26 protein-coding genes are annotated in these 26,148 nt (G+C 59.9%); 18 read left to right on the forward strand and 8 right to left on the reverse strand.

The window, feature by feature from the left end:
• The 4 genes from F568_RS0102650 to F568_RS0102665 form a co-directional block, all read left to right on the forward strand.
• Positions 1-931: TRAP transporter large permease (locus F568_RS0102650; RefSeq protein ID WP_019017149.1), on the forward strand; the 931-nt coding region annotated here is incomplete at its 5' end.
• Between the two features lie 11 nt (positions 932-942).
• The gene (dgoD, locus tag F568_RS0102655; RefSeq protein WP_019017150.1) at positions 943-2,091 is read left to right on the forward strand and encodes a galactonate dehydratase; all 1,149 of its coding nucleotides are present in this window, start codon (positions 943-945) and stop codon (positions 2,089-2,091) included.
• Between the two features lie 10 nt (positions 2,092-2,101).
• The gene (locus F568_RS0102660) at positions 2,102-2,788 is read left to right on the forward strand and encodes a 2-dehydro-3-deoxy-6-phosphogalactonate aldolase (protein WP_019017151.1); all 687 of its coding nucleotides are present in this window, start codon (positions 2,102-2,104) and stop codon (positions 2,786-2,788) included.
• Complete coding sequence (locus F568_RS0102665; RefSeq protein ID WP_019017152.1) at positions 2,785-3,690, forward strand: 2-dehydro-3-deoxygalactonokinase; 906 nt, start codon at positions 2,785-2,787, stop codon at positions 3,688-3,690. The genes F568_RS0102660 and F568_RS0102665 overlap by 4 nt, the downstream gene beginning before the upstream one ends.
• Before the next feature lie 59 nt (positions 3,691-3,749).
• Here the strand turns inward: F568_RS0102665 and F568_RS0102670 are convergent, their stop codons facing one another.
• On the reverse strand, positions 3,750-4,265 hold the full coding sequence (locus F568_RS0102670) for a gluconokinase (protein WP_019017153.1): 516 nt from the start codon (positions 4,263-4,265) through the stop codon (positions 3,750-3,752).
• Between the two features lie 292 nt (positions 4,266-4,557).
• Here F568_RS0102670 and F568_RS0102675 point away from each other — a divergent pair, with 292 nt between their 5' ends.
• Together F568_RS0102675 and F568_RS0102680 are read left to right on the forward strand one after the other, a co-directional pair.
• Positions 4,558-5,397 carry an HAD-IIB family hydrolase gene (locus F568_RS0102675; RefSeq protein ID WP_019017154.1) on the forward strand — a complete coding sequence of 280 codons (840 nt, stop codon included), beginning with the start codon at positions 4,558-4,560 and terminating at the stop codon, positions 5,395-5,397.
• Positions 5,394-6,614, forward strand: a complete 1,221-nt coding sequence (locus F568_RS0102680; protein WP_019017155.1) for a glycosyltransferase family protein — start codon at positions 5,394-5,396, stop codon at positions 6,612-6,614. Before F568_RS0102675 ends, F568_RS0102680 begins: the two co-directional genes overlap by 4 nt.
• A 36-nt stretch (positions 6,615-6,650) precedes the next feature.
• On the opposite strand, the gene F568_RS0102685 is transcribed toward F568_RS0102680, so the two are convergent.
• From F568_RS0102685 to F568_RS0102705, 5 genes are all read right to left on the reverse strand, one after another.
• Complete coding sequence (locus F568_RS0102685) at positions 6,651-7,397, reverse strand: amino acid ABC transporter ATP-binding protein (protein WP_019017156.1); 747 nt, start codon at positions 7,395-7,397, stop codon at positions 6,651-6,653.
• Positions 7,394-8,068, reverse strand: coding sequence for an amino acid ABC transporter permease (locus tag F568_RS0102690; protein ID WP_019017157.1), 675 nt, complete (start codon positions 8,066-8,068; stop codon positions 7,394-7,396). Before F568_RS0102690 ends, F568_RS0102685 begins: the two co-directional genes overlap by 4 nt.
• Before the next feature lie 59 nt (positions 8,069-8,127).
• The gene (locus F568_RS0102695) at positions 8,128-8,886 is read right to left on the reverse strand and encodes an amino acid ABC transporter substrate-binding protein (protein WP_019017158.1); all 759 of its coding nucleotides are present in this window, start codon (positions 8,884-8,886) and stop codon (positions 8,128-8,130) included.
• A gap of 103 nt (positions 8,887-8,989) precedes the next feature.
• A complete protein-coding gene (locus F568_RS0102700) occupies positions 8,990-10,831 on the reverse strand; it encodes a sugar phosphorylase (RefSeq protein ID WP_019017159.1) in 1,842 nt (613 codons plus the stop codon).
• Between the two features lie 123 nt (positions 10,832-10,954).
• Positions 10,955-11,203: a GlsB/YeaQ/YmgE family stress response membrane protein gene (locus tag F568_RS0102705; protein WP_019017160.1), complete on the reverse strand. Its 249-nt coding sequence runs from the start codon at positions 11,201-11,203 to the stop codon at positions 10,955-10,957.
• A 138-nt stretch (positions 11,204-11,341) separates the two neighbouring features.
• On the opposite strand from F568_RS0102705, the gene nrdR reads away from it, so the two are divergent.
• From nrdR to lon, 9 genes are all read left to right on the forward strand, one after another.
• The gene (gene nrdR, locus F568_RS0102710; protein WP_019017161.1) at positions 11,342-11,824 is read left to right on the forward strand and encodes a transcriptional regulator NrdR; all 483 of its coding nucleotides are present in this window, start codon (positions 11,342-11,344) and stop codon (positions 11,822-11,824) included.
• A 92-nt stretch (positions 11,825-11,916) separates the two neighbouring features.
• Positions 11,917-13,047: a bifunctional diaminohydroxyphosphoribosylaminopyrimidine deaminase/5-amino-6-(5-phosphoribosylamino)uracil reductase RibD gene (ribD, locus tag F568_RS0102715; RefSeq protein WP_019017162.1), complete on the forward strand. Its 1,131-nt coding sequence runs from the start codon at positions 11,917-11,919 to the stop codon at positions 13,045-13,047.
• A gap of 168 nt (positions 13,048-13,215) precedes the next feature.
• On the forward strand, positions 13,216-14,427 hold the full coding sequence (ribBA, locus tag F568_RS0102720) for a bifunctional 3,4-dihydroxy-2-butanone-4-phosphate synthase/GTP cyclohydrolase II (protein WP_019017163.1): 1,212 nt from the start codon (positions 13,216-13,218) through the stop codon (positions 14,425-14,427).
• Positions 14,428-14,452: 25 nt separating this feature from the next.
• A complete protein-coding gene (gene ribH, locus F568_RS0102725; protein ID WP_019017164.1) occupies positions 14,453-14,935 on the forward strand; it encodes a 6,7-dimethyl-8-ribityllumazine synthase in 483 nt (160 codons plus the stop codon).
• The gene (gene nusB / locus F568_RS0102730) at positions 14,932-15,432 is read left to right on the forward strand and encodes a transcription antitermination factor NusB (protein WP_019017165.1); all 501 of its coding nucleotides are present in this window, start codon (positions 14,932-14,934) and stop codon (positions 15,430-15,432) included. The genes ribH and nusB overlap by 4 nt, the downstream gene beginning before the upstream one ends.
• A 23-nt stretch (positions 15,433-15,455) precedes the next feature.
• Entirely contained in the window at positions 15,456-16,409 is a 954-nt protein-coding gene (thiL, locus tag F568_RS0102735; protein WP_019017166.1) for a thiamine-phosphate kinase, read from the forward strand.
• Positions 16,406-16,879, forward strand: a complete 474-nt coding sequence (locus F568_RS0102740) for a phosphatidylglycerophosphatase A family protein (RefSeq protein WP_019017167.1) — start codon at positions 16,406-16,408, stop codon at positions 16,877-16,879. The genes thiL and F568_RS0102740 overlap by 4 nt, the downstream gene beginning before the upstream one ends.
• Positions 16,880-17,036: 157 nt before the next feature.
• Positions 17,037-18,302: a DUF945 family protein gene (locus F568_RS0102745; RefSeq protein ID WP_019017168.1), complete on the forward strand. Its 1,266-nt coding sequence runs from the start codon at positions 17,037-17,039 to the stop codon at positions 18,300-18,302.
• 162 nt (positions 18,303-18,464) lie between these two features.
• Entirely contained in the window at positions 18,465-20,834 is a 2,370-nt protein-coding gene (gene lon, locus F568_RS0102750) for an endopeptidase La (protein WP_229804202.1), read from the forward strand.
• 100 nt (positions 20,835-20,934) lie between these two features.
• Here the strand turns inward: lon and F568_RS22010 are convergent, their stop codons facing one another.
• Complete coding sequence (locus F568_RS22010) at positions 20,935-21,345, reverse strand: hypothetical protein (protein ID WP_019017170.1); 411 nt, start codon at positions 21,343-21,345, stop codon at positions 20,935-20,937.
• Between the two features lie 307 nt (positions 21,346-21,652).
• Here F568_RS22010 and ilvD point away from each other — a divergent pair, with 307 nt between their 5' ends.
• The 3 genes from ilvD (at position 21,653) to F568_RS0102775 (ending at position 25,452) form a co-directional block, all read left to right on the forward strand.
• Positions 21,653-23,497, forward strand: a complete 1,845-nt coding sequence (gene ilvD / locus F568_RS0102760; protein WP_019017171.1) for a dihydroxy-acid dehydratase — start codon at positions 21,653-21,655, stop codon at positions 23,495-23,497.
• Positions 23,498-23,843: 346 nt separating this feature from the next.
• Positions 23,844-24,893 carry an oxidoreductase gene (locus F568_RS0102770; protein WP_019017173.1) on the forward strand — a complete coding sequence of 350 codons (1,050 nt, stop codon included), beginning with the start codon at positions 23,844-23,846 and terminating at the stop codon, positions 24,891-24,893.
• 169 nt (positions 24,894-25,062) lie between these two features.
• Positions 25,063-25,452 carry a hypothetical protein gene (locus tag F568_RS0102775; protein ID WP_019017174.1) on the forward strand — a complete coding sequence of 130 codons (390 nt, stop codon included), beginning with the start codon at positions 25,063-25,065 and terminating at the stop codon, positions 25,450-25,452.
• Between the two features lie 73 nt (positions 25,453-25,525).
• Here F568_RS0102775 and nudE read toward each other — a convergent pair whose 3' ends face one another.
• Positions 25,526-26,104: an ADP compounds hydrolase NudE gene (nudE, locus tag F568_RS0102780; RefSeq protein ID WP_019017175.1), complete on the reverse strand. Its 579-nt coding sequence runs from the start codon at positions 26,102-26,104 to the stop codon at positions 25,526-25,528.
• Positions 26,105-26,148 lie beyond the last annotated feature (44 nt).

Here is a 26,148-nt window from a genome sequence, read left to right on the forward strand (position 1 = left end):
CATTCTGGCGCTGCCCCAGATGCTGCGCCTGGGCTACGACAAGCACCTGTCGATCGGCGTGGTGTGTGCCGGCGGCTCGCTGGGCACCATGATGCCGCCCTCGATCGTACTGATCATCTACGGCCTGATCGCCAGCGTGTCGATCGCCGACCTGTTTACCGCCGCGATCACCCCGGCGGTGATCCTGATGCTCTCCTACATCGGCTACGTGCTGGTGCGCTGCCTGAAGAACCCTGCCATGGGGCCGCCGCTGACCGATGAGGCGCGGGCCGAGACGTTTGCCACCAAGGGCCAGGCGCTCAAGGCGATCATCGTGCCGGCGCTGATCGCGGTGCTGGTGCTGGGCTCGATCTACGGCGGCGTGGCCTCGGTCACCGAGGCGGCGGCGATGGGCGTGTTCGGCGTGCTGATGGCGGTGGTGCTGCGGGGCGAGTTCTCGTTCAGGACCATGCACGAGAGCCTGGGCCAGACACTGATGACCTGCGGCATGATCATCTGGATCGGCATCGGCGCGGCGGCGCTGGTCGGGGTCTACAACCTGATGGGCGGCAACCGCTTCATCTCGGGCATGATCATGGGGCTCGACGTGGCGCCGATCGTGATCATCCTGGTGATGATGGCGATCCTGCTGGTGCTGGGCATGTTCCTCGACTGGATCGGGGTGGCGATGCTGACGCTGCCGATCTTCGTGCCGATCATCACCCAGTTGGGCTACAGCCCGATCTGGTTCGGCATCCTGTTCGCGGTGAACATGCAGGTGTCGTTCCTGTCGCCGCCGTTCGGCCCGGCCGCGTTCTACCTGAAGGGCGTGGCACCGCCGGAGATCAGCCTCAAGGACATCTTCGTGTCGCTGTTGCCGTTCATCGCCCTGCAATTGTGCGTGCTGTTCGCGCTGCTGTTCTGGCCGAATCTCGCCATGTGGCTTGTGTAAAAGGATGTTTCATGAAAATTACCCAACTGAAGACTTGGCAGGTACCGCCGCGCTGGTTGTTTCTCAAGATCGAGACCGACGAAGGCTGCTACGGCTGGGGTGAGCCGGTGGTGGAAGGGCGTGCAGCAACGGTAGAGGCGGCAGTGCATGAGCTGGCCGATTACCTGATTGGCCAGGATCCGCACCGTATCGAACACCTGTGGAACACAATGTACCGCGCCGGCTTCTATCGCGGCGGGCCGATTCTGATGAGTGCTATCGCCGGTATCGATCAGGCGCTGTGGGATCTCAAGGGACGCGACCTGGGAGTACCGGTCTATCAGCTACTGGGGGGCAAGGTGCGCGACAGGATGCGCATGTACGCCTGGACCGGTGGCGATCGCCCCAGCGATGTAGGTGTCGGTGCCAAGGCGCTGGTCGAGCAGGGCTTCACGGCGTTCAAGATGAATGGTACGCCGGAAATGCAGATCGTCGATTCCCATCGCAAGGTCGATGAGGCCGTAGCACGCGTCGCCGAGGCGCGCGAGGCAGTCGGTCCGGATGTTGGCATCGCTATCGATTTTCATGGCCGCGTGCACCGCCCGATGGCCAAGGCGTTATTGCGTGAGCTGGAACCGTATCATCCGATGTTCGTCGAAGAGCCTGTTGCCCCTGAGCACCTGCCGAGCCTCAAGCATATCGCCACCGGCCTGGGCTATCCCATTGCTACCGGCGAGCGTCTGCATACCCGATTCCAGTTCCGCGATCTGCTGGCCGAGGGCATGGTAGATATCGTTCAGCCCGATCTGTCTCACTGCGGTGGCATCAGCGAAGGGATGAAGATTGCCTCGCTGGCCTCCTGCCATGACGTGGCGCTGGCTCCGCATTGCCCGCTCGGCCCGCTGACCCTGGCGGCGTCATTGCATGTCGATGCAGTGAACCACAACGCCTTCATTCAGGAGCAGAGCATGGGCATCCACTACAATCGGGACAACGATGTCCTCGATTATCTGGTCGACAAGTCGGCGCTGACCATCAAGGACGGGTTCTGCGAGATTCCGCAGGGGCCGGGCCTGGGCGTCGAGATCGACGAGACATTCGTGGAGGAGCGCGCCAAGGTGGGGCATCGTTGGCGCAACCCTGTGTGGACTCACGAGGATGGCTCGATAGCCGAGTGGTAAAGGAGGCGACATGAACGAGACACGCCGGGCCGCGCTGGACGCGGCCATGAAGGATCTGCCGTTGGTGGCAATCTTGCGTGGTGTGAGGCCGGACGAGGTCGATGGTATCTTCGATGCGTTGGTTGCGTCGGGATTCAAGCTGATCGAAATCCCCCTCAATTCGCCACGGCCGTGGGAAAGCATCGAGCGAGTGGCCAAGCGCTGTCCCGATGATGTCGTGATCGGGGCCGGCACGGTACTCGATCCCGAAGCCTGTGCGCGGCTGGCCGATCTCGACGCTCCACTGGTCATCACGCCCAACACTGATCCCAAGGTGATCGGACAAGCGGTGGAGCTTGATCTGGCACCGATGATCGGCTGCATGACCCCGACTGAGGCGTTGGCCGCGGCGAGGGCTGGGGCCAGTGCGCTCAAGCTATTTCCTGCCGCACGGCTGGGCATCGGCTACTTCCGTGACATGAGCGCCGTGTTGCCTGCGGATATGCCGGTTTTCGCCGTTGGTGGCATCGACCAGTCCAACATGAGCGAATGGATCACGGCCGGCATCGATGGCTTCGGGTTCGGTGGCAGCATTTATCGTCCGGGCTGGTCGGCGAAAGAAGTGGAGCGCTGCGCTCGCGGCCTGGTCGCGGAGTGGTGTCGCGTCAAGGAGGGGTTGGCCCAGGCTGACGGGCTAGAGCGCGAGGCGGATGCATGACGTCATCGAAGCTCATCGCCATCGATTGGGGCACCAGTAACTTCCGCGCCTTCTTGGTCGATCGCAACAGTGGTGAGGTCTTGGACAGCCGGCGTTCCGATGCCGGCCTACGTTCGTTGAGCAGCGCCGAGTTCCCGCACTACTGTGCCGCCCAGGTCGGTGAATGGCGAGAAGAGGGCCGCGTTCCGGTCTATCTGGCCGGCATGGTGGGGTCAAAGCGTGGCTGGAGCGAGGCGCCGCAGCTGGACCTTCCGATAGACGCCGATACCCTGGCCGGCCATGTCGTGGCTGCTCTGGGGCTGGAGAATGCCTGGATCGTGCCGGGCGTCAAGGTGGTGCGGCCCGACCATGTCGATGTCATGCGCGGCGAAGAAATTCAGGCATTCGGTGCCTTGTCCATTGCAAACACCCGTGAGGCGCTGTGCTGCCTGCCGGGAACGCATAGCAAGTGGGTGCGGCTAGAGGAAGGTCGTCTGGTCGACTTCGTCACGGCAATGACCGGCGAGCTCTACCATGTGGTGCGTTTCCACACCCTGCCTGGTGAGCCGGCAAGAGAGTCGGCCGAATTCGATGCGTCAGCTTTCCATCAGGGGCTCGAGGCTGCAGCACACCCGGCGGGGCTGCTACATGCGCTGTTCGAAGCGCGAAGCCGCCACCTATACGCTGGTCTGGCCGGTGAGCAGGTGGGAAGTTTCATTTCGGGCGTCATGATCGGCAGTGAAGTACGTACCCAGCGTTCACTTCATCCTGAGGCGGGCCGTGTCATTCTGGTCGGTTCCAGTGCCTTGAACGGATTATATCGCCTGGCCATGCAAAAGGCCGGTTTCGAGGATATCCTTGAGGTGGATAGTGACCGAGCGACGCTGGCAGGGCTGGTGGCCCTAGCTGAAAACCACTGCTGAAACCGCCTCTCCCAATGCCAGCCGATCGGCTGGCATTTTTCATTATCAATGAAGAAAAATTACGGACTTTTACGTAAATAGGCGATAAAGCTTTCGACGATTTCCTCTGGGGTGCAGCGAATATCAATCTGCATGGCTTCAGAGGCTTCCGGTACTTCCAAGGCCTTGAGTTGGCTATCCAGCATGTGCTCACCGTGAAAGAAATGCGAGGCGCGTGAAACCAGTCGTTCAAGCAGCGTTTCGCGGCTGCCGTGAAGATAGAGGATCTTGAGCTTCGGGGCCCCTTGGCGGAGAACATCCCGATAACGCTTCTTCAGCGCGGAACAGCCAATGATCACCGGCTCGCCGCGATGATAATGGTCACGGTAAAGGCCTGAGAGTATCAGTAGCCAATCCTTTCTATCGTCGTCACTGAGCGGCTCACCACGCGACATCTTGGCGATATTGTTTGCACTGTGATGGTCGTCCCCATCAATGAAGTGACAGCCTAACTTGTTGGCCAAACCTCGGCCGATATGCGATTTGCCCGAGCCCGATACGCCCATGACAAGAATACACGTGGGTGACGTTTCCATCTGCTATTGTTCCTGAAATGAAGCTCTTCTCATCACGAAAATAATACCATTTGTGCTTCCTGATTTAGCGGTTATAGCCGGTAAAAAATACGTAGATATACGTAATTTTATCGCATTGCACCAGAAGAGCGCACAGAAGCTTTCGCAGTGGGCCAAGGCGATACTCTGTACCGTAAGTGAACGCCGGAAATGTTAGCCAACGCCAACTCCGCACAGGTTGGCATGTTATATGCTTGTGCACCCATAGGGCGATGACATCGTGTAAGTCGCCAAGCAAGCGCGAGGGTTTGCAATGCAGGAAGTCACTTCGCCGCCGCGCCTGGTATTCACGGATCTGGATGGGTCACTGCTCGACCATCACGATTATGATTGGGAGCCGGCCAGGCCCTGGCTGAACCGATTGGCTGCTGCTGGTGTGCCGGTCATCCCTGTAACCAGCAAGACCCGGGCGGAACTGCTGCCGCTTCGACGCGAACTTGGTCTCGAGCAGACTCCTTTCATCGCCGAGAACGGCGCCATCATTGGCCTGCCTGCCGCTTGGCAGCATGCACGGCTGGACCGTGACCCAGCCAATGTCGATGGGCTGCGAGTCAAAGCCTTGGGCGTGGATATCGATTTCCTCACGCGTCGACTCAGGGTGATCCGTGAGCGCCTGCAAGCCGACTTCCGTTGTCTTCCTGATATGTCTATCGAGGAAATTGTCGAGGCGACTGGCCTTGACGCGCCTCGTGCCGAGTTGGCGCGAGCTCGCGAGGGCAGTATTCCTCTGCTCTGGCACGATAGCGAGGCAAAACTCGATGCATTGCAGGAAATGTTGATCAACGACAATTTGACGCTGACCCAGGGTGGGCGGTTCTGGCATGTGATGGGAAGCGCCGACAAGGGGCGAGCGGTGAACTGGCTTATGGCGCGCTTCGCGGCATTGCGCGGTGTGGCTCCTTGGTCCTTGGGGCTGGGGGACGGACCCAATGACGTGGCCCTGTTGAAAGCCACTGATGCCGCGGTATTGATACGCGGGGTGCATTCACACCCCGTCGAGATAGAGCATCCCAGTCTCTACCGAACGCAGACGGCGGGCCCGCGAGGCTGGGCCGAGGGCATGGAACACTGGCTTGGCAAGGAGCTGTCATGAGCGATTTCTACCAGAACGGTATTATTACCAACTTTCATAACCTGACCCGCCGACCCGTGGAAGAGCTTGAAGCCGACTTGGTGCGTTTTGCCAAGCGACGCCCAATGGGACTGATTCTGCCCTCACTCTATTCCGAACTGGAGGGGCCGGCATTGGTCAATATTGTCGACGAGTTGACGCGCGTGCCGTATCTCAACGAAATCGTTATCGGCCTCGACCGGGCCGACCGCGGCCAGTTTCTGCGGGCCAGGGAGTTCTTCTCGAAGTTACCCCAACACCATCGCATCCTCTGGAACGACGGCCCACGTTTGAAGGCGTTGGATGCGGAGCTTGAGGCAGAGGGTATTTCACCCCAGGAGTCCGGCAAAGGACGCAACGTCTGGTATTGCGCTGGCTACGTACAGGCCTCGCGGCGTACCGAAGCGGTGGCGTTGCATGACTGCGATATCGTCACTTACGATCGTGGACTGCTGGCTCGCCTGATCTATCCTGTGGCGCATCCGCAATTCAACTACGAATTCTGCAAAGGCTATTATTCGCGCATCGCCGATGGCAAGCTCAATGGGCGCGTCGCTCGCTTGATGGTGATCCCCTTGATACGGGCGCTGAAGACGATCTATGGGCCGCTGCCTTACCTCGATTATCTAGACAGCTATCGCTATCCACTCTCCGGCGAATTCTCGATGCGTACCGACGTGCTCGACGGCATTCGGATTCCCAGCGACTGGGGGCTGGAGATTGGCGTGCTTTCCGAAGTGCACCGCAACTATTCCACCAAGCGCCTATGTCAGGTGGATATCGCTGATATCTACGACCACAAGCATCAGCCGGTCTCCGAGGACGACGCTAGCGGCGGGCTCAACCGCATGAGCCTCGATATCGCCAAGGCGCTCTATCGCAAGCTGGCGACACTCGGTGTACAGATCAGTGCCGAGAGCTTCCGTACCATCAAGGCGACCTACTATCGCATTGCTCTGGATCTGATCGAGACTTACGACAACGATGCCATCATGAATGGACTGAAACTCGACCGGCACAGCGAGGAGCAGGCCGTCGAGCTGTTCGCCAGCAATATCATGGAGGCCGGCAAGGCGTTTCTCGAATACCCGCGCGACAAACCGTTCATCCCTAGCTGGAACCGCGTACAGGCGGCATTTCCCGATGTGCTGGAGCGGATGCACGAAGCCGTCGAACTGGACAATCAGGGCAAGGTGTAGATCCCGCTAAAGCAAGAACAGCTTACTTGGCGGCGCTTAGACTGGAGCTTGGGGCAGCACCTTGCGCAGGAAGCGTTGAGTGCGTTCATCGCGCGGATGATGGAACAGCTGGCTTGGCGGGGCCTGCTCGACGATGCGTCCCTCATCCATGAATACCACGCGATCGGCCACGTCGCGGGCGAACTGCATTTCATGGGTCACCACGATCATCGTCTGGCGCTCGGTGGCGAGTTGCTTCATGAGGCTCAGTACCTCGTCGACCCACTCCGGATCGAGTGCCGAGGTCGGCTCGTCGAAAAGGATGACCTCGGCGTTGGCGGCCATCGCACGGCCGATGCCCACGCGCTGCTGCTGGCCGCCTGACAACGAAGCGGGGTAAGCATCGGCCTTGTCGGCCAGGCCGATACGCTCGAGGATCTCCCGCGCCCTTGCGTGGGCCTGCGCCTTGGGGAGGTCATCGACCACGATCATTCCCTCACTGATATTTTCCAGCGCCGTCTTGTTGGCAAACAATGCATAGTTCTGAAAGACGAAGGCGGTGCGGCGGCGCAGGGCGAGAATCTCTCGCGTGGTGGCGCGGGTCACGTCGAAGGCCAGATCGCCGACCGTGAGATGCCCGGCGTCGGGCCGTTCAAGGAAGTTGATGCAGCGTAGCAGGGTCGACTTGCCGGTACCCGATGGCCCAATGACCACGATGATCTCTCCCCGCGCGAGCGACAGGTCGATGTTTTCAAATACCGTCTGGTTGTCGAAGCGCTTGGTGATGCCTTTGAGTTCGATCATCGCTGATAGGCTCGGTTGAGTCGGGTTTCCAGTCGTCGCTGCAGCCAGGAAAGCGCCTCGACGACGATCCAGTAAATGATCGCCACGACGAGGAATGCCTCGAAGTACAGAAAGCTGCTGGCAGCCTCTTTCTGGGTTGCTCCCATGAGTTCAGTGACGCCAAGCGTAAACGCGAGTGAGGTCGCCTTGATCATATCGATGAAGTAGTTCATCAACGTCGGCGTAGCGATGCGGGTTGCCTGGGGCAGTACGATGCGCCGCATCAGCTGGCCCTGTGTCATACCGATCGACAGTGCCGCTTCGGTCTGGCTGCGGTCGACACCGACGATGGCGGCACGAATGGATTCGGCCATGTAGGCCGAAAAGTGCAGCGTCAGGCCCATAATGGTCGCTGTGATGCCATTGATCGCCACCAGAAAGGCCAGTAGCTGGGGCAGGCCGTAATAGAACAGAAAAAGCTGAACCAGCAGCGGGGTGCCACGAAAGAAGGAAATGAACAGCATTGCCAGCGCATTGAGGAACCGCAATCGGCGAACGCGCACGATGGCTAGTAGACAGGCCAGGACAAGGGCGCAGGCCATACCGACAGCGGCCATCTCCAAGGTCAGCGGCAAATAGCCCAGGAGTATGGGCACGAGGCCCAGCATGTAGTCGACATCGAGCGCGTGCATGGTCAATCAGCCTGAATAGTTAAGGAGCACGACGGCCGGGTTACCCGGCCGTCAGCAGATTAAGGTTGGGTGATGTCGGTGCCGAACCACTTTTCGGAGATCTGCGAGAGCGTGCCATTGTCGCGCAGCTTGTCGAGTGCTGAATCGACGCGGTCGCGCATCGCCTGGCCAGCCTCGTCATCGCGGAAGGGTAGAGCGTTCTCAATGCGTGAGAAGGGCTTGCCCGCAAGCTGTAGCGGCAGGGGCTTGTCCTTGATTACCTGGGTAGCACTGACCCGGTCCATGACGAAGGCATCGGCACGCCCCAAGGCAACATCCTGCTCGATATTGGACTCATAGGTCTTGATGTTGATCTGGTCAGAGTAGGGAAGCTCGCGTAGCAGCTGCTCATAGTTGGAGCCCAAGTTGACTGCCACCGTCTTGCCCTTGAGATCTTCGACACCTTGAATGCTGTCGTTGCCTTCGCGTACGACCACCTGGGCACCGTCATAGACGTAGGGGGCGGTAAAGGCATACTTGGCCTGGCGCGCAGGGGTGATAGTGATCTGGTTGGCAATGGTATCGATGCGCCCAGAATCAAGCATACCGGCCAGGCCAGAGAAACTGGCGGTAATGAATTCGATATCGTCACCGGTAATGTCGCCGACAGCGTTCATGACATCGACTTCGAAGCCCTTCAGCTGGTCCTGCTCGACAAAGGTGAATGGGTAATAGCCGCCGGACATGCCGACTCTTAGGGTCTCGGCATGTGCCGCCCCCACAGTGAATCCGAGGGCGAGCGCGGCCAATGTCGAGGAGAACAGGCGAGGTAGGGGCATGGTTGGCTCCTGTAATAAGACTAACGCAATTGTAGCGCATGCTGCTGGGGCGGAATAATAGTGTCGTTTAATATTCCATAAAGTTTTAGATAATGGACGAACTCTATATAGATTGTGGCTGAGAAGTCAGCCACAAGCTGCGGTAGGGTCTCAGAATATCCGGCGCGTCCGGCTGCCATAGGGCGCCGTCCTCGAGCACGTCGTACCAAGTGTCCTCATGAAGTTCTTGAAGGTCGAGTGGCTGGCGCTTGTCACTGATGTTGTAGATGGCCAGCAGTCGCCGTCCGCCCGGCAAGGGGCCTCGCTGGATGGCGAATAATCCGGGTGGGGTGGCAAGCACTGTCTGAGCGGCTTCGGGATGGAAGCAGGGCTCGTTGGCGCGCAGGGCGAGGCGGCGCTTGAGCGACATGAATGCTTCACGTGTCGGCGTGCTGCGGCTGTCCAGCAACTCTTCGAGTTCTTCCTTGTGCCAGCGCCGGCGATTGATTGCACGCAAATGGCCATTTCGCTCGACACCCTCGTAATCGTTGAGTGTCGCAGTCAATGAATGGAAGTAAATGCCTGGAATCCCCTGTAGTGCCAGTAACAGATTCTGGCTGCACAGGAAACGTTCCACTTGCCAAGCATCGGGACCACGCCGCGTACCCTTCATGGCATCGTAGTACGCGATGTTGATCTCGTAAGGCGAATCGCTGCCGTCGGGGTTGGCCTTCATGCTTACGTACCCGCCGAAGCGATGCATTAGCTCCAGCAGCGTCTCGACTTCATGGGGTGGCAATAGCCCCTCAAGGGCACGTACACCGATTCCGTCATGGCTGGCGGTAAAGTTGAAATAGCTGCAGCCCGGGGGCAGGGCGGGGAGTGAGCGTGCCCATTCGCTGAGTGCCGAGGCGTTGCCACAGGTGAATGTATGAACCAGCAGTGGCGGCAGCGTGAACTGATAAACCAGATGGGCTTCGTCGGGAGTGGCGTATTCGGCGGAGGCTTCGCTTACAGGATCATGTCTCGCCAAGCCTAGTCGCTCCAATCCGAAGTAACTCATATTCTCTTTATGGGGTACGTTGGTTTCGGTAATCAGTAGCGTACCCGGAGCGACGAAGTCGAGGACGGCGCGTAGCAACCGCACGACGGCATGTGTCTGAGGCAGATGAATACAGGGCGTGCCTAGTTCTTTCCAAAGGTAGGCGATGGCATCGAGGCGGATCATGCGGGCGCCCTGTTCGACGTAGTAAAGCATGATGCCCACGAATTCCAGCAGCACGTCGGGGTTGGCGAAGTTGAGGTCAATCTGATCCTCGGAGAAAGTCGCCCAGACGTGGCGAGTGCCCCGACGCGTAGCCACCGGGACCAACAGTGGCGTGTTGCGAGGCCTGGTAACCTGTGAGATATCGGTGTCGGGGTCCATTTCGATGAAATAGTCTCTTCCCGGCTGGCTGTCGGCCAGGTAGTCGACGAACCACAGCGACTCGCGCGAGACATGGTTGATGACTAGGTCAGTCATCAAGCTGCGCTTGCTGGCCAATTGCCGGATGTGCTCCCAGTTGCCCAAGTCCGGATTCACCTCTCGATAGTGAATAACCGAGAAGCCATCGTCGCTGCTCCAAGGAAAGAACGGCAGGATATGCAGGCCGCTGAATGTGTTCGGCAAGCGTTCGTCGAGAAACTCATCGAGGACTTCCAGAGGCGGACGGTTACCATCCAGCAGAGTATCGCCATAAGTGATCAGCCACTGGTCTCGCTCGCTCCATAGGGGGCGTGGCGTGGGATCGAGCGCGCTACGCTGGTGCATCAGCAGGGTCAACAGGCGGCGTAGTACCTCGCCGGCACACGGCCCATAAATTTCCGATAATCGGGCTTCGGCACGGGTAATGAACTCAGTTTCGTCTAGCGGTCTGGCGGGGGTAGGCGGCAAGGTAGGCTGGTGGGATTGCAAGGTGGGGGCCATGGAAGAGATCCTTTTCGTCTGCGTTCATCTCCACTTGCTACTTGCATCAGACGTGCCAAGACCTGGGACTCGCGGGGCCATCGGGAGTGGACCGGGGCGCACCCCGATCCACGTCTTAAGCGATCAGCGCTTGACGAGACGATAAATGACAAGCAGCACGATGGCGCCCAGCACGGCTATGACAAAACTGCCGATGTTGAACCCGTCCACCGAGCCAAAGCCCAGGGCCGTGCCGATCCAGCCTCCGACGAGCGCCCCGAGGATGCCGATGATAATCGTCACGATAAAGCCACCCGGGTCCTTACCAGGCATGATGAGTTTGGCAACGATACCGGCAATCAGACCGAAGATGATCCAGGCGAAAAAACCCATGGTGTCTCCTTACATTGAGGGTTGGTGTGCAACCATGAGCATGGCCGGTATGTCTGGGATTGGGCAAGGGGATTCGTCATTTCCGCCTTTAACGGCAAACCGTTACAATGACATGAACATGCACACGGATGCCGACTGATGCACTGTCCTTTCTGTGGTACGCACGAGACCAAAGTGACCGATTCACGTCTGGTGGCAGAAGGCGATCAGGTTCGCCGACGGCGCCAATGTACTGCGTGCGGCGAACGCTTCACTACCTATGAGACCGCCGAGCTGGTCATGCCTCGCGTCGTCAAGGCCGATGGGTCGCGTGAAACCTTCGACGAGCGCAAGTTGCGCGATGGAATGCTGCGTGCCTTGGAAAAACGCCCGGTCAGCGCCGAATCCACCGAAGCTGCCATCGAGCGCATCCGCCAACGGCTGCGTGCTCGTGGCGAGCGTGAAATCGAGGCGCGGGAAATTGGGGAGGAAGTCATGCGCGCCCTCAAACGGCTCGACCAGGTCGCCTACATCCGTTTTGCGTCGGTGTACCGTCGCTTTCAAGACATCGACGAGTTCCGGGCCGAGATTGACCGCCTCGCCCAGGAGCCCTCCTTCCCGCCGCAGGAAGATGAGCAATGAGCGCCTGATTACCGCCTGCTGGCTTGTGGCCCGACTTCGAACGCGGTCGTTATCATCATCGCTTTTCATCCTCTCCGCCCCAAGGATGCCCTATGGCCAAGGTGACTCCCGAAACCTGGATGGCGCGTGCGCTGGTACTGGCGCGGCGCGGCCTCTATACCACGGACCCTAACCCGCGTGTCGGGTGCGTGCTGGTCAAGAATCACCGCAAGATCGGCGAGGGCTGGCATCGGCGGGCCGGCGAAGCGCATGCCGAGGTCAACGCCCTGCGCGAGGCGGGCGAGGCCGCCCGAGGGGCGACGGCCTACGTGACGCTGGAGCCCTGTTCGCATCAGGGGCGTACCGGGCCGTGCGCCGTGGCGCTGATCGAGGCCGGGATAAAGAAGGTGGTCGTGGCCATGCGAGATCCCAATCCGCTAGTGGCAGGGCAAGGTATTGCCATGCTGCGCGAGGCTGGCATCGATGTGGACGTTGGTCTGCTCGAGGACCAGGCGCGGGCCCTTAATCCAGGCTTTATTGCACGCATGAGCCGCGAGCGCCCCTTTGTACGCTTGAAGATGGCCATGAGCCTGGATGCACGCACCGCCATGGCCAGCGGCGAATCCCAGTGGATCACCGGTCCGTCGGCACGCACCGAGGTGCAGCGCCTGCGAGCCCGCTCCAGTGCGGTCATGACCGGCGTCGAGTCGATCATCTTCGACAATTCACGCCTGACCGTACGCGCCGAGCAATTGGGGCTCGACGAGGCTGACAGCATCAGTGCGCGCCAACCGTTGCGCGTTGTCGTAGATACCCGACTGCGTATGCCACTGGCTGCGGCCTGCCTGAATGAACCCGGACGCACCTTGATCGCTACCTGCGCAGCCGAGTCGCCGAGACGACACAAGCTAGAAGAGGCCGGGGCGGAAATCCTCGTGCTGGCCTGTGACATCAACGGCCGGGTCGATCTTTCAGCGTTATTGTCCTATCTGGCGAGAGAGGAAAGCTGCAACGAAGTGCTGCTCGAAACCGGGGCGACACTGGCCGGGAGCATGCTCGACGCTGAGCTGATCGATGAAATGCACCTGTTCGTCGCGCCGACTCTGCTGGGAGGCGAGGCACGTCCGCTGTTCGCGCTGCCCGGTCTCGAGCGAATGGCGCAGCAGCGTCCGTTGCAGATCGACGACATCCGCGCCGTGGGGCGCGACTGGCGCATCATCGCCCGCCCGCAGCGAGTCGCATGACGTTCCCACGGGGCTCACGGGGTCCCGTCATAAGCCCGATTCGGGACTAGCGCGCACGCGCGCAGACAGGTACCCTGACCGCCGACCTAACGCGGGAGTGCTGGCCAATGGGGCCGATCATGTCGCTTTTCGTCGACAATCCCGCACGTTACGAAATCCGGAGAACCGATGGTGGCTTCCTCTTCCCAGCCCACTTCACAGGGCGCCTCTCAGTCTCTTGGCCAGGATTCCACTCGGCAGACCTTGGCTCGTATCGAGGAACTGGTCGAGGACATTCGCCAGGGCAAGATGGTCATCCTGATGGATGATGAGGATCGTGAAAACGAAGGCGACATCATCATGGCGGCTGAGCGGGTCGAAGCCGAGCATATCAATTTCATGGCTCGTCATGCTCGTGGACTCATCTGCCTGCCGATGACCCGTGAGCGCTGCGAACGGCTCAACTTGCCGTTGATGGTACGTGACAATGGCTCCGGATTCGGCACCAAGTTCACGCTGTCGATCGAAGCTGCGCACGGCGTGACCACCGGTATCTCTGCTGCCGATCGTGCATGTACCGTACGCGCGGCCGTGGCACGCGACGCCCAGCCTTCGGATATCGTGCAGCCCGGGCATATTTTTCCGCTGATGGCCGAGCCGGGCGGAGTGCTGCGGCGTGCTGGTCACACCGAGGCAGCATGTGACTTGGCGGCTATGGCTGGTTTTGAGCCCAGCGGCGTGATCTGCGAGATCATGAATGAGGACGGTAGCATGGCTCGCCGTCCCGAACTCGAGCGATTCGCCGCCGAGCACGGCATCAAGATGGGTACGATCGCGGACCTGATCCATTATCGTATCCACAATGAACAGACCGTCGAGCTCGAGGAACGCGTACCGGTGCATACCTCGTTTGGCGAACTGACGTTGCATGTGTTCCGTGATCGCATTCAGGGCTCGCACCACTTGGCACTGGTCAAGGGACAGCCGCAGCCCGAGCAGCCCACCACAGTACGCGTCCATTTGGCCGACAGCCTGCGAGATTTGCTGGCATTGCAGAAGCCGGGGAGCCAGAGCTGGACGGCCCAGGGTGCGTTGGCCCAGGTGGCCCAGGCCGACGCCGGCGTATTCGTACTGCTCGACGACGGCCGCACGGCGCTGAACTTCAAAAGCCAGCTCGACATTTTTCTTGAGCGCAAGCGGGCGCCGCGTTCGAGCGACTCCGACGGGGCTGGAAATTATCTGATGATCGGCACCGGTTCTCAGATACTACGTCAGCTCGGTGTCGGGCAGATGCGCCTGCTCAGTTCCCCATGGAAATTCTCGGCGCTCTCCGGCTTCGATCTGGAAGTGGTTGAGCGCCTGGGTGGCGATATCGCAGACGCCGACGACTCGTTAGAATAAGTCCCTTTTTTGCCAGGTAAAGACTATGCAACCGATCTCCCAAGTCGAAGGGTCCTTCACCGATGTCGATGGCCGCTACGTGATCGTCGTCGGCCGTTTCAACCATCACGTGGTGGATAGCCTGGTGGAAGGCGCCGTTGACATTCTGGTACGGCATGGCGTCGATGAGGAAAACATCGATATCGTGCATGTGCCCGGCGCCTGGGAGCTGCCCCTTGCGGTCAAGCGAGCGCTGCGTGTGGTCAAGCCCGATGCAGTGATTGCTCTTGGCGCGGTGATTCGTGGTGGCACGCCACACTTCGAATATGTTGCCGGTGGCTGCAACGCGGCCCTGGGCAATCTGCAGCTGGAGTTCGATACCCCCATTGCCAATGGCGTCCTGACCGTCAACTCCATCGAGCAAGCCATCGAGCGTTCAGGGACCAAGGCCGGCAACAAGGGGGCCGAAGCTGCCATGGCTGCCATGGAAATGGTGTCGCTGATGAAGCGTTTCGGGGGTGAAGCATGAGTGCCAGAAGACCTGCCTCGGCGGATGCCCGCCAAGCACGACATGCGGCGCGCGAGCTCGCCGTGCAGGGGCTTTATCAATGGCAATTGACCGGCAAGCCGGTCACCACGCTCGAGGCCGAGTTCCGCAGCCAAGTGGCCGATGAGGATCTCGAGGACCACGAGAATTGGCATAAGGTCATGGAGATCGCCGATCTGGCGCTGTTTCATGAACTCTTACACAACGTGGTGCGCGAACGCGAGTCCCTTGATGCCAGCATCTCGCCACTGCTCGATCGTCGCCTCGATGATCTCGATCCCATCGAACTGGCCATCCTGCGCCTGGGTGCCTACGAATTGGCCAAGCGTCCCGAAGTCCCTTATCGCGTGGTGATCAATGAAGGGGTCGAACTGGCCAAGTCGTTTGGCGCCACCGATGGCCACAAATACGTCAACGGTATTCTCGACAAGCTCGCTGGTCGGCTGCGAAATGCCGAGGTCAACGCCCGCCGTCGCTGACGTGCCGGGTCGGATGGCAAGTCATGCCGAGTGAGTTCGAACTCATCGCCCGTTACTTCGTACAGCGTAACGAAGGCGAGTCGACCGGTGTTGCGCTGGGCGCAGGAGACGATTGCGCGTTGCTGGTACCATCGTCGGGCCAGCAACTGGCGGTCAGCGTCGACACGTCCGTGGTCGACGTGCATTTCCCCGCTCAGGCTCCCGCCTGGGCCGTGGGGTATCGTGCTCTGGCCGTGTCGTTGAGCGATCTGGCCGCCATGGGCGCGCGGGCGCGTTGGTGCACCATGGCGGTGACGCTACCCGAGGCCGACGAAGCATGGATAGAGGCATTTAGCCAAGGCTTTCATGCACTGTGCGCAGAGAGTGGCATCTCGTTGGTCGGGGGAGACGTGACCCGGGGAGGGCTGAGTATCAGCGTTACCGTGCATGGTGAGGTGCCGGCTGGAGCTGCCCTGTGCCGAAACGGAGGCAAGGCCGGCGATATCGTGGCGGTGACTGGCCCGTTGGGCGGCGGTCATGGCGGGCTTGTAGCTTGGCAGCAGGGTATGCGCGACCTGGCCGATCCGTTGCTGTCCCGGTATCTGCTGCCCAAGCCACGCCTGTCGGCAGGCTTGGTCTTGCGAGGCTTGGCCAACTGCGCCATCGATATCTCGGATGGATTACTGGCCGACCTCAATCACCTTTGCGAAGCCTCTCATCTTGGCGCCGAGCTGGACATGGAGCGGCTGCCCCTGGCGACAGGCCTCGAGGACCTGCTAGGGGGAGAGGGCGCTCGTCATGCTGCCTTGTGCGGAGGAGATGACTACGAGCTGCTCTTCAGCTTGCCCGAAGCATTCCTGACTGAAGCGCAGCGCCGGCTGCGCGAGTGCAGCCTTGACCTGTGGCCCATCGGGCGGCTGCATGCGGGTGCAGGGATCACCGGGGTGGATGAGATCGCCGCCAGCGGCTGGCAGCACTTTCCGGGAGGGGCTTCATGAATCGTGCACCTTCCAGCGTCTGGCGACGTCCCACGCATTTCTTCGCCTTTGGCCTGGGCTCGGGGGCGGTACCGTTCGCCCCCGGGACATTCGGCACACTGGCCGCTATCCCTTTTTATTGGTTGATGTCAGACCTGTCGCTTTCCTGGTATCTGGGGCTTGTACTGGTTGCCAGCTTGGTAGGCATCTGGCTGTGCGACAAGACATCTCGCGACCTCGGCGTCCATGATCACTCCGGCATCGTCTGGGACGAGTTCGTCGGCTATTGGCTGACCATGGCGGCGGTACCGTTCTCCTGGGAGTCGGCGCTATGGGGCTTCGTGGTGTTCCGGGTCTTCGATATCATCAAGCCTTGGCCGATCCGCTGGGTTGATCGCCGGGTAGCCGGTGGGTTTGGAATCATGTTCGACGATATTCTGGCGGGGGTGTATGCCTGGGGAGCGATGCACCTGTGGTTCTGGTTGCATTGAGGCGGCTGCGCTCGACCATACGCCATTGCCAGCAGGCGCAACATGCCCGTTTATTTGGCATGTAATCTTCACTGCGTTGTCTGCTTTCGCCTAGCCTGGTTTCGCTCGTGACGCTTCCCATCGTGTAGGTATTCAAGGGCTCAACCAGGGAGAGGGTATGCGCAGGACATGGTGGGTGGTCATCCTGGTGATGGTGCTGGGTGTAGCCGGTTATCTAGGGGCACAGGCTTATGCCAGTCATATCTTCGAGCAGGAGCTGGGGCGAACGATTGAGGCATTGCGTGACGACGGGCAGTGGGAGGTCGAGCGCAAGAACGTAGAGCAGGGATGGTTTCAGTCTCAAGGACATCTGCAGCTTTCGCCTACCGGCGACGACCGCTGGCAGGCGGAAATACCTTACAACGCTAGTCACGGTATACTTTCCACCCGTCTGAACGGCGCAGTGCAGATCTTGCTGTCCGAAGACGGTGATACTTCCTCTACCCACATGGTATTTGGTGATGTCCTGCCTTCCGCCGAGCCGCGCTGGACAGCCACTTTCCACACGCTGGATCGGCAGGCCGATGGCCGCCTGGACGTGGCCGGGTTCGAGTTGTCCCGTGACGAAGCGCAACTCTCTTTCAGCGGGGCGGAATTTACCGCTGAGGGACGGCTCGGCGATGTCGCGGTTCAGGGCCAGATCGCGCCGATTCGCTGGCAACAGGGACGTGAGCAGCTTGCCATCGGACCTGTGCATCTCAATAGTCGCTACCAGTCCTCAGATGACTATTATTTTCATCAGCGCAACGAGCTGATTCTCAACCGCCTCGATTATCAAGGCCCCCAGCGCGCCCCGGTGACGCTGACCGGTGTGCATTACAGCGACGAGACACGGCTCGACGATCAGTTGCGCCTCGACATGTCGCTGTCGCTGGAACAGGCGCAGGTGGCCGGTGAGCCATTGCTCGCCGGGCGCGTGGATGCCAGCCTTGACCGACTCGATGGCCAGGCCGCCAGGCAGCTGGCCCGACAGGTAGAAACCATGATCGAGGAAGAAGGCGGCGATCTATCGGGACTCGACGAGGGCGGTCGACGCCGTCTTTTGCAGCGCCTCGAGCCGACGATTCTGAGTATGCTGGAGAATTCGCCGCGCTTTATTCTCGAAGGGGCGACCCTGTCGAGTTCGCTGTTCGGGGTCGATACCCGTGGCCATGGTGAACTTGTCTTCGATGGCCAGAATGTCCGAACGTTGAGTGTGCTTGACCTGCTCGATACTGACGCTTCGGCCTGGCGTGAACGTCTCGATGGACGTTTTACCTGGAATGGCATTCCTCCCCTGGTCGCGCTGCAGCTGGGTTTACCGCTGGATACGCGTGAGCTCGTAATCACCATCGATGCAGGGCAGATACGGATCAATGGCCGCCCCTTGCCATCGCTCATGTGATTCTGTTCTAGGCTGAATCCCATGCAAAGCCCGTTACCGAGCCAGGCCGCGACTTGAACTTTCGCCAAGTTGCCCGCATTCCTCGGCACATAACGGGTAAAAAGCCCAGCTGATGCAAGGTGAACGATGAGCGAACGTGATCAAGATGCACCGGAAATCCTCATGGATGCCCAGGAAGAGCGCCAAGAACATTCCGGCGCAGTAGTTCCGACCCGGGAATACTTGCCTGAGCGCATCTACCTGCTTCCAATTCACAACCGTCCCTTCTTCCCCGCTCAGGTCCAGCCGCTCGTGATTCATCGTCAGCGCTGGGAAGAGACCATGAAGCGCGTCTCCGACACGCCGCATCATACCGTGGGGGTAGCCTACGTGGGCGATGTGAGTGTCAATGAGCTCGAGCACGAACACTTCCCCGAGGTCGGTACCGCGGTCAAGGTTCATAAGGTTCAGGGTGAGGATCAGCAGATCCAGTTCATCGCCCAGGGTATGCGGCGCTTCCGTATTGCACGTTGGCTGTCGAAGAAGCCTCCCTACCTGGTCGAGGTCACCTATCCCAAGGAGCCGATCGATGACGAGGCGGACGAGGCGCGAGCCTATGCGATGGCGCTGATCAATGGCATCAAGGAGCTATTGCCGATCAACCCGCTGTATGGCGAGGAGCTCAAGCACTACCTCAATCGCTTCAGCCCCCACGAGCCGGGCCCGCTGACCGACTTCGCGGCCGCTATCACGTCGGCGAAGGGGCGTGAGCTGCAGGGCATTCTTGAAACCTTGCCGGTAATGACGCGCATGCAGAAAGTGTTGCCGCTGCTGCGCAAGGAGATCGAGGTCGCTCAGCTGCAAAGTGAGATCAGTGAGCAGGTCAACGCGCAAATGCAGGAGCGTCAGCGCGAATTTTTCCTGCGTGAGCAGCTCAAGATCATCCAGAAGGAACTGGGGATTTCCAAGGATGATCGCGAGAACGATGTCGATACCTTTCGCGCACGTCTGGAGGGGCGCGTGGTACCCGAGCGGGTCATGCAGCGCATCGATGATGAGCTCGACAAGCTGGCGGTACTGGAAACCGGCTCCCCCGAGTACGGCACCACGCGTAATTATCTGGACTGGCTGACGTCGATGCCCTGGGGAGTGACTTCCAAGGATCAGCTCGACCTGGCTCATGCCCGTACAGTGCTGGATCGGGACCATAATGGTCTGGGCGATGTCAAGGAGCGCATTATCGAGTTCCTTGCCGAGGGCACCTTCAAGGGCGATGTCGGCGGTTCCATCGTATTGCTGGTCGGGCCCCCGGGGGTCGGCAAGACCTCCGTCGGGCGTTCCATTGCCGAAGCGCTGGGACGCAAGTTCTACCGCTTCTCGGTTGGCGGAATGCGCGATGAGGCCGAGATCAAGGGGCATCGCCGGACCTACATCGGCGCCATGCCTGGCAAGTTAGTCCAGGCCCTCAAGGAGGTCGAGGTCGAGAATCCAGTGATCATGCTCGACGAGATCGACAAAATGGGGCAGTCGTTCCAGGGCGATCCGGCTTCGGCCTTGCTCGAAGTGCTCGATCCGGAACAAAACTCCGATTTCCTCGATCACTATCTTGATGTGCGCCTGGACCTGTCCAAGGTGCTATTCGTATGCACCGCCAATCAGCTGGATACGATTCCTGGGCCGCTGTTCGATCGCATGGAGCAAATTCGCCTGTCCGGCTACATCGCTGAAGAGAAGATGGCAATCGCCAAGGATCACCTGTGGCCCAAGCTTCTCAAGCGCGACAACATGCCCAGGAAGTGCATCAACCTGACCGATGCGGCGTTGCGCCAGGTTATCGAGGGCTATGCCCGAGAGGCCGGGGTGCGCCAGTTGGAAAAGCAACTGCACCGTATCGTCCGTAAGGCGGCGGTGAAGCTGCTGGAAAGTGACCAGAAGAGCATCAAGGTATCGATCAATAACCTCGAGGAGTATCTGGGGGCGCCCTTGTTCCGCAGGGAGAAGGTGCTCAAGGGGATCGGGGTGGTGACCGGCCTGGCCTGGACCAGCATGGGCGGGGCAACCTTGCCCATCGAGGCGACCAAGGTGCACGCGTTGACCCGGGGGCTGAAGCTGACCGGTAAGCTCGGTGACGTAATGCAGGAGTCAGCCAATATCGCCTACAGTTATGCGGTAGGTCACCTGGCCGAGTACGGTGCCGATGCCGACTTCTTCAATGAGGCATTCATACACTTGCACGTCCCCGAGGGCGCCACGCCCAAGGATGGCCCTTCCGCCGGGGTGACCATGACGACGGCACTGATTTCGCTGGCTCGCCATCAAGCCATCGACCGGCCCTTGGCGATGACCGGCGAGGTGACGCTGACCGGGCAAGTACTGCCGGTGGGTGGGATTCGTGAAAAGGTAATCGCGGCACGACGCAGCGATATCTTCGAAGTGATCCTGCCCGAAGCCAACCGGCGTGATTACGAGGAACTGCCCGATTACCTCAAGGAGGGCGTCACCGTGCACTTTGCCCAGCATTACAAGGATGTGTCGAAGATTGTTTTCCGCTGAGTCAGAAAGCCCCGCCATAGGCGGGGCTTTCTGGTTGCGGTTGGCGTGCCCGGAATCAGTTCGCAGCCATGGGGCAGGGCACTACAGATGCAGCGTATGGTTATTGAGCGGTACCGGTACCACTCGATGAGCCGCTACCGCCTCCCGTCGAACCTCCTGTGGCGCTGCCACCTGTGCCTGTGCCAGTGCCTGTATCCATGCCCCCTGAGCCACCCTCGCCTCCGTAAGAATCGCTGCCTTGCTCGGGCATGTTCTGTCCGCTGCCTTCGGGCTTCCAGCCCTCGGGACACTCATCGCCTTCCTTGAGATCGTCGGGACAATCATCCATGTGCATACTTCCGTGGCTCGAGGTGCCGCCACCGGATGTCGTACTGTGGCCATGGCCGCTGCCCGTAGCCGAACCGCTTGCCGATTCGTTGGCCATGACGATGCTGCCACTCAGCATGCCTGTAACTAACAGGCTGGCACCAAGCATGGAAAGCTTGGGTAGGTTGAGGTTTGTTGTGTTCATTGATCCGTCTCCTTGTCCCCATGGGACAGAAGGATCTGAAGATGCCAGGCGAGCCGGTGCGGGTTTGCCTGGGGCCGACGCTGCTCCTGTTGCGCCTGTTTTCACGTTAGCTCAGCGCCACGAACCGTCCATAGCCTTCACAAAAATTTACCTCGCCATGGCGTGTCGCTAGGCAACGCCGCCGTGCCATGACAAAATTATCTTCCACCCTGGACACCCTACAGACCAGCGGCGCCACGCTGATGGCGATCGTATCCCTGACGATCGTCCGGCGGCGTGAAGTTGGCTAGCAAACAACGAGGTAACCATGCCCCAGTATCGCTCACGCACTACCACCGCCGGCCGTAACATGGCGGGTGCCCGCGCCCTCTGGCGTGCCACCGGCATGAAGGACGAGGATTTCCATAAGCCGATTGTTGCTGTGGCCAATTCTTTCACCCAATTCGTGCCCGGTCACGTCCACCTCAAGGACATGGGCCAGCTGGTGGCGCGCGAGATCGAGAAGGTCGGCGGGGTAGCCAAGGAGTTCAATACCATTGCCGTCGATGACGGCATCGCCATGGGCCATGACGGCATGCTTTACTCGCTGCCCAGCCGCGACATCATCGCCGACAGTGTCGAATACATGGTCAATGCGCACTGTGCAGACGCGCTGGTCTGTATCTCCAACTGCGACAAGATCACACCCGGAATGCTGATGGCGGCCATGCGCCTCAACATTCCTACGATCTTCGTCTCGGGTGGGCCGATGGAGGCGGGCAAGACCAAGCTGCTCGATCACAGCATCGACCTTATCGATGCAATGATCTATGCCGCCGATGACAAGTACAGCGACGAGGATATCGCCGAGATCGAGCGCAGCGCCTGCCCGACCTGCGGCAGCTGCTCGGGTATGTTCACCGCCAACTCCATGAACTGCCTGGCCGAAGCGCTAGGGCTGGCGCTGCCTGGCAATGGCACGATGCTGGCGACCCATGCCGACCGTCGCCGCCTGTTCGAGGAAGCGGGTCAACGAATCGTCGAGTTGGCCAAGCGCTACTACGAGGGTGACGAGGTTCACCTGTTACCGCGTGCCATTGGCAACAAGGCGGCGTTCAAGAATGCCATGACCTTGGATATCGCCATGGGTGGGTCGACCAATACTATCCTGCACCTGCTGGCTGCCGCCCAGGAGGCAGAAATCGACTTCACCATGGCTGATATTGACCGTCTGTCGCGGGAGGTGCCGCAGTTATGCAAGCTGGCACCCAACACCCAGCAGTACCATATCGAGGACTGCCACCGAGCTGGCGGCATCATGGCAATCCTCGGCGAGCTTGATCGTGCCCACGTGCTCGATACCTCGGTGCCTACCGTCTACGGTGACACGCTCAAGGCCGCGCTCGACGAGTGGGACATCATGCGCAATCCGTCGCCTGATGTTGTTGAGTTCTACAAGGCCGGGCCGGGTGGAGTTCGCACTCAACAGGCCTTCTCGCAGAATGCCCGCTGGCCGAGCCTGGATGGCGATCGTGCCAATGGCTGCATCCGTGATCTCGAGCACGCCTTTTCCAAGGAGGGCGGGTTGGCGGTGCTTTTCGGCAATATCGCTCAGGATGGCTGCGTGGTGAAGACGGCCGGGGTCGATGAGTCGATTCTGGTTTTCGAAGGCCCTGCCCATGTGGTCGAATCCCAGGATCAGGCGGTAGAGCACGTGCTGGAAGGGTTGGTGAAGCCCGGTGAGGTTGTGGTGGTACGCTACGAAGGTCCTCGTGGTGGGCCCGGAATGCAGGAAATGCTCTATCCGACTTCGTATCTCAAGTCCAAGGGGCTCGGTAAAGTCTGCGCATTGATGACCGATGGGCGCTTCTCGGGTGGCAGTTCGGGCTTGTCGATCGGGCATGTGTCGCCCGAAGCGGCTGCCGGTGGGGCGATCGGTCTGGTGGAGAACGGCGATATCATCCGTATCGACATTCCCAATCGGCGTATCGATGTGCAACTCAGCGACACCGAGCTGGCAACCCGCCGTGAGGCGATGGAGGCGCGCGGCAGCCAAGCCTGGAAACCCAGTATTCAGCGGGTGCGCAAGGTTTCCGCTGCGCTCAAGGCGTATGCCTTGCTGGCGACCTCGGCCGACAAGGGCGCGGTACGCGACCTGTCCAAGCTGGATTGAATGGAAAAGAACGAGGCCCGGCATTCGGCCGGGCCTCGGTGAAGTATGCATCCCTGTAAAATGCCAGGGCTGGGCGAGGCTCAGGCAGCCTCGCTGAACGTCTCTTCCTCGACGTCTGCAAGCATTTCCCGCTCGCACTCCAACGTAAACCAGATCTCCAGCATTTCGAGGCTTTCTTCCGAACAGCACATTAATGTTTGCTCCCTGATCGGTGGATAGAAACTGACTGCAAAAGTATGGTCGGCTAGACCAAGGTCGACAGGTGTTTTCTCTCGCCTGTTTGACATGGGTCATAGGATGGCTCTGCGAATGTGCAGGGCGACATTCATGAGACAAGGAGGACAGCATGAAGGAATCATTCAAGGTTGGGCTGGTAGGCTATGGCTTCGCCAGCAAGACATTTCACGCGCCCTTGATTTCCGCTACCCCCGGCCTGGACCTGGTCGCCGTTTCCAGTAGCGATGCCCAGAAAGTGCATGCCGACCTGCCCGACGTGTCGGTCGAGTCCGACCCTCACGCACTCTTTGCCCGGCCTGATATTGACTTGGTCGTGATTCCCACTCCCAACGAAACGCATTATCCCTTGGCCAAGGCGGCCCTGAATGCGGGCAAACACGTCGTGCTCGACAAGCCGTTTACGGTAACGCTACGCGAAGGGCGATTGCTCAAGAGCCTGGCCGATGCCAGCGGCAAGTTGTTGTCGGTATTTCACAACCGCCGCTGGGACAGTGACTTCCTGACGATCGGTGAACTTCTCGAGAGTGGACGTCTAGGGCGCCTGGTGCATTTCGAATCTCACTTTGATCGCTTCCGGCCAGAGGTGCGTGATCGCTGGCGGGAACAGGCAAAGCCGGGTGGGGGAATCTGGTATGACTTGGGGCCCCACCTGCTTGACCAGGCTCGCGTGTTGTTCGGTATGCCTCAAGCTATCTTGCTCGATCTGGCCATTCGGCGCGATGGCGCCCAGGTCGATGATGACTTCCATGCGTTACTCGATTATGGCGACATGCGTGTCGTGCTGCATGCCTCCGCGCTGGTGGCTGCCGAGTCGCCGCGTTTCACGCTGCACGGAACGCGGGGTAGCTACGTCAAGTTCGGCCTGGACCCTCAGGAGGCACGACTCAAGGCCGGCGAAACGCCTGCGCCAAGCTGGGGCGAGGACGAGCGTCACGGGCAGCTGACCGTTCGAGATGGTGAAGGGGAACAGGCACCCTTGGCGACGTCGACTTATCCGACACACCCTGGCGACTACCTGGCCTATTACGCTGGCGTACGCGATGCCTTGCGTGGCGAAGCCGAGAATCCGGTATCGGCAGAGGAAGCGCTAGCCGTAATGCAGCTTCTGGAGGCCGGGCTCGACAGCTCCCGTCAGCAGCGTTGGGTCCGGCTCAAATAGGACAAGCCATCGGATCGGCGGGGCATGCGATTGTAATTGACCGGTTACAGTCTGAAGCCATACAACATTTGCAAAACCCGCGTATCGTTTCTAGCTTCAAGACAAGCTTGGAGATTATGAAACGGTTTTCTAAGCGAGACGCTGCCACAAAGGAATGAGGAGGAGAAGCATGAAAGGAATTTATAGCGCTCTTATTGCAGCCGTCCTGTTCGGTTCCGCCGGCGCGGCACTGGCCAATGATACACCGCGTGCCAATGATGAAGTGCCCTCTGGTCCCACCGAGAACCTGAGCACCCAGACCGGCTCAGCCAACACTCAGGCTGGTGATACCGCCGTCAAGGGTGGCACTGCCCAGGATCCTAACCTGGACAATGGCGGTAGCAGCTCGGCTCAGGGCAGCACGATGAAGAATGACGAAGAGTATCGTGTGAAGACAGAGGAGCCTCGTGCAGACGGCGAGATCCCGAGTGGTCCTGACGATGACATGAGCACCCAGACTGGGTCAGCCAACACTGAAGCCGGAGATACCGAGGTACAGGGTGGATCCGCAACTCAATAGTTACTGTATTGACGTAACGTAGTATCTGGAACGCCGTCGCACCAAGCGACGGCGTTTTTCGTTGGTTCGTAATTTACCACCAGTCGCTCTGGTCTCGGTCACTGCGTAGTTTTTCTCTAGCGATGAACAGCGCGGCAATGGCGCGCGCCTCGTGGAAGTCCTCACGTGCAAGCAGGGCGGGCAGTTCTCGAAAGGCATGGGTTTCGACAATGAGAGGCTCCGGCTCGTCGCCGGGAAGGCGCTTTTCGTAAAGGTCGCTGGCCAGCAGCACATGCATGCGGTGGTTCATATAGTTGGGTGCCAAGGATAATTCGACCAGCGGCTCGATATTGCGGGCGCCCACGCCGCATTCCTCCATCAACTCGCGGTTGGCTGCGGTAATGATGTCCTCGCCAGGATCGACCAATCCTTTGGGGAGGGTCAGGGCATAATCATCGAAGCCGGCGGCATATTCGCGAATCAGCAGCACATGGTCAGGGTCGGGCATGGCGACGATCATCACGGCACCGTGTCCACTACCCTTGAGGCGCTCGAAGGTGCGCTCTGCGCCGTTGGAGAAGCGCAGATCCAAACGTTCTATGGTGAATAGCTGACTACGCGCAACTTCTTCTCGGGAGAGGATGCTGGGTTTATGTGGAGGCGTTGGCGGCATGGCAAAGGTATCCAGTACAATGAAACATAGCTATCTGCCTTCCT

Source organism: Modicisalibacter luteus DSM 23508 (genome assembly GCF_000378505.1).
Taxonomy (GTDB): Bacteria; Pseudomonadota; Gammaproteobacteria; order Pseudomonadales; family Halomonadaceae; genus Modicisalibacter; species Modicisalibacter luteus.

Coding starts and splice junctions, on each gene's coding strand:
- dgoD (WP_019017150.1), top strand. CDS start 943: ATGAAAATTACCCAACTGAAGACTTGGCAGGTACCGCCGCGCTGGTTG.
- F568_RS0102660 (WP_019017151.1), top strand. CDS start 2,102: ATGAACGAGACACGCCGGGCCGCGCTGGACGCGGCCATGAAGGATCTG.
- F568_RS0102665 (WP_019017152.1), top strand. CDS start 2,785: ATGACGTCATCGAAGCTCATCGCCATCGATTGGGGCACCAGTAACTTC.
- F568_RS0102670 (WP_019017153.1), bottom strand. CDS start 4,265: ATGGAAACGTCACCCACGTGTATTCTTGTCATGGGCGTATCGGGCTCG.
- F568_RS0102675 (WP_019017154.1), top strand. CDS start 4,558: ATGCAGGAAGTCACTTCGCCGCCGCGCCTGGTATTCACGGATCTGGAT.
- F568_RS0102680 (WP_019017155.1), top strand. CDS start 5,394: ATGAGCGATTTCTACCAGAACGGTATTATTACCAACTTTCATAACCTG.
- F568_RS0102685 (WP_019017156.1), bottom strand. CDS start 7,397: ATGATCGAACTCAAAGGCATCACCAAGCGCTTCGACAACCAGACGGTA.
- F568_RS0102690 (WP_019017157.1), bottom strand. CDS start 8,068: ATGCACGCGCTCGATGTCGACTACATGCTGGGCCTCGTGCCCATACTC.
- F568_RS0102695 (WP_019017158.1), bottom strand. CDS start 8,886: ATGCCCCTACCTCGCCTGTTCTCCTCGACATTGGCCGCGCTCGCCCTC.
- F568_RS0102700 (WP_019017159.1), bottom strand. CDS start 10,831: ATGGCCCCCACCTTGCAATCCCACCAGCCTACCTTGCCGCCTACCCCC.
- F568_RS0102705 (WP_019017160.1), bottom strand. CDS start 11,203: ATGGGTTTTTTCGCCTGGATCATCTTCGGTCTGATTGCCGGTATCGTT.
- nrdR (WP_019017161.1), top strand. CDS start 11,342: ATGCACTGTCCTTTCTGTGGTACGCACGAGACCAAAGTGACCGATTCA.
- ribD (WP_019017162.1), top strand. CDS start 11,917: ATGGCCAAGGTGACTCCCGAAACCTGGATGGCGCGTGCGCTGGTACTG.
- ribBA (WP_019017163.1), top strand. CDS start 13,216: ATGGTGGCTTCCTCTTCCCAGCCCACTTCACAGGGCGCCTCTCAGTCT.
- ribH (WP_019017164.1), top strand. CDS start 14,453: ATGCAACCGATCTCCCAAGTCGAAGGGTCCTTCACCGATGTCGATGGC.
- nusB (WP_019017165.1), top strand. CDS start 14,932: ATGAGTGCCAGAAGACCTGCCTCGGCGGATGCCCGCCAAGCACGACAT.
- thiL (WP_019017166.1), top strand. CDS start 15,456: ATGCCGAGTGAGTTCGAACTCATCGCCCGTTACTTCGTACAGCGTAAC.
- F568_RS0102740 (WP_019017167.1), top strand. CDS start 16,406: ATGAATCGTGCACCTTCCAGCGTCTGGCGACGTCCCACGCATTTCTTC.
- F568_RS0102745 (WP_019017168.1), top strand. CDS start 17,037: ATGCGCAGGACATGGTGGGTGGTCATCCTGGTGATGGTGCTGGGTGTA.
- lon (WP_229804202.1), top strand. CDS start 18,465: ATGGATGCCCAGGAAGAGCGCCAAGAACATTCCGGCGCAGTAGTTCCG.
- F568_RS22010 (WP_019017170.1), bottom strand. CDS start 21,345: ATGAACACAACAAACCTCAACCTACCCAAGCTTTCCATGCTTGGTGCC.
- ilvD (WP_019017171.1), top strand. CDS start 21,653: ATGCCCCAGTATCGCTCACGCACTACCACCGCCGGCCGTAACATGGCG.
- F568_RS0102770 (WP_019017173.1), top strand. CDS start 23,844: ATGAAGGAATCATTCAAGGTTGGGCTGGTAGGCTATGGCTTCGCCAGC.
- F568_RS0102775 (WP_019017174.1), top strand. CDS start 25,063: ATGAAAGGAATTTATAGCGCTCTTATTGCAGCCGTCCTGTTCGGTTCC.
- nudE (WP_019017175.1), bottom strand. CDS start 26,104: ATGCCGCCAACGCCTCCACATAAACCCAGCATCCTCTCCCGAGAAGAA.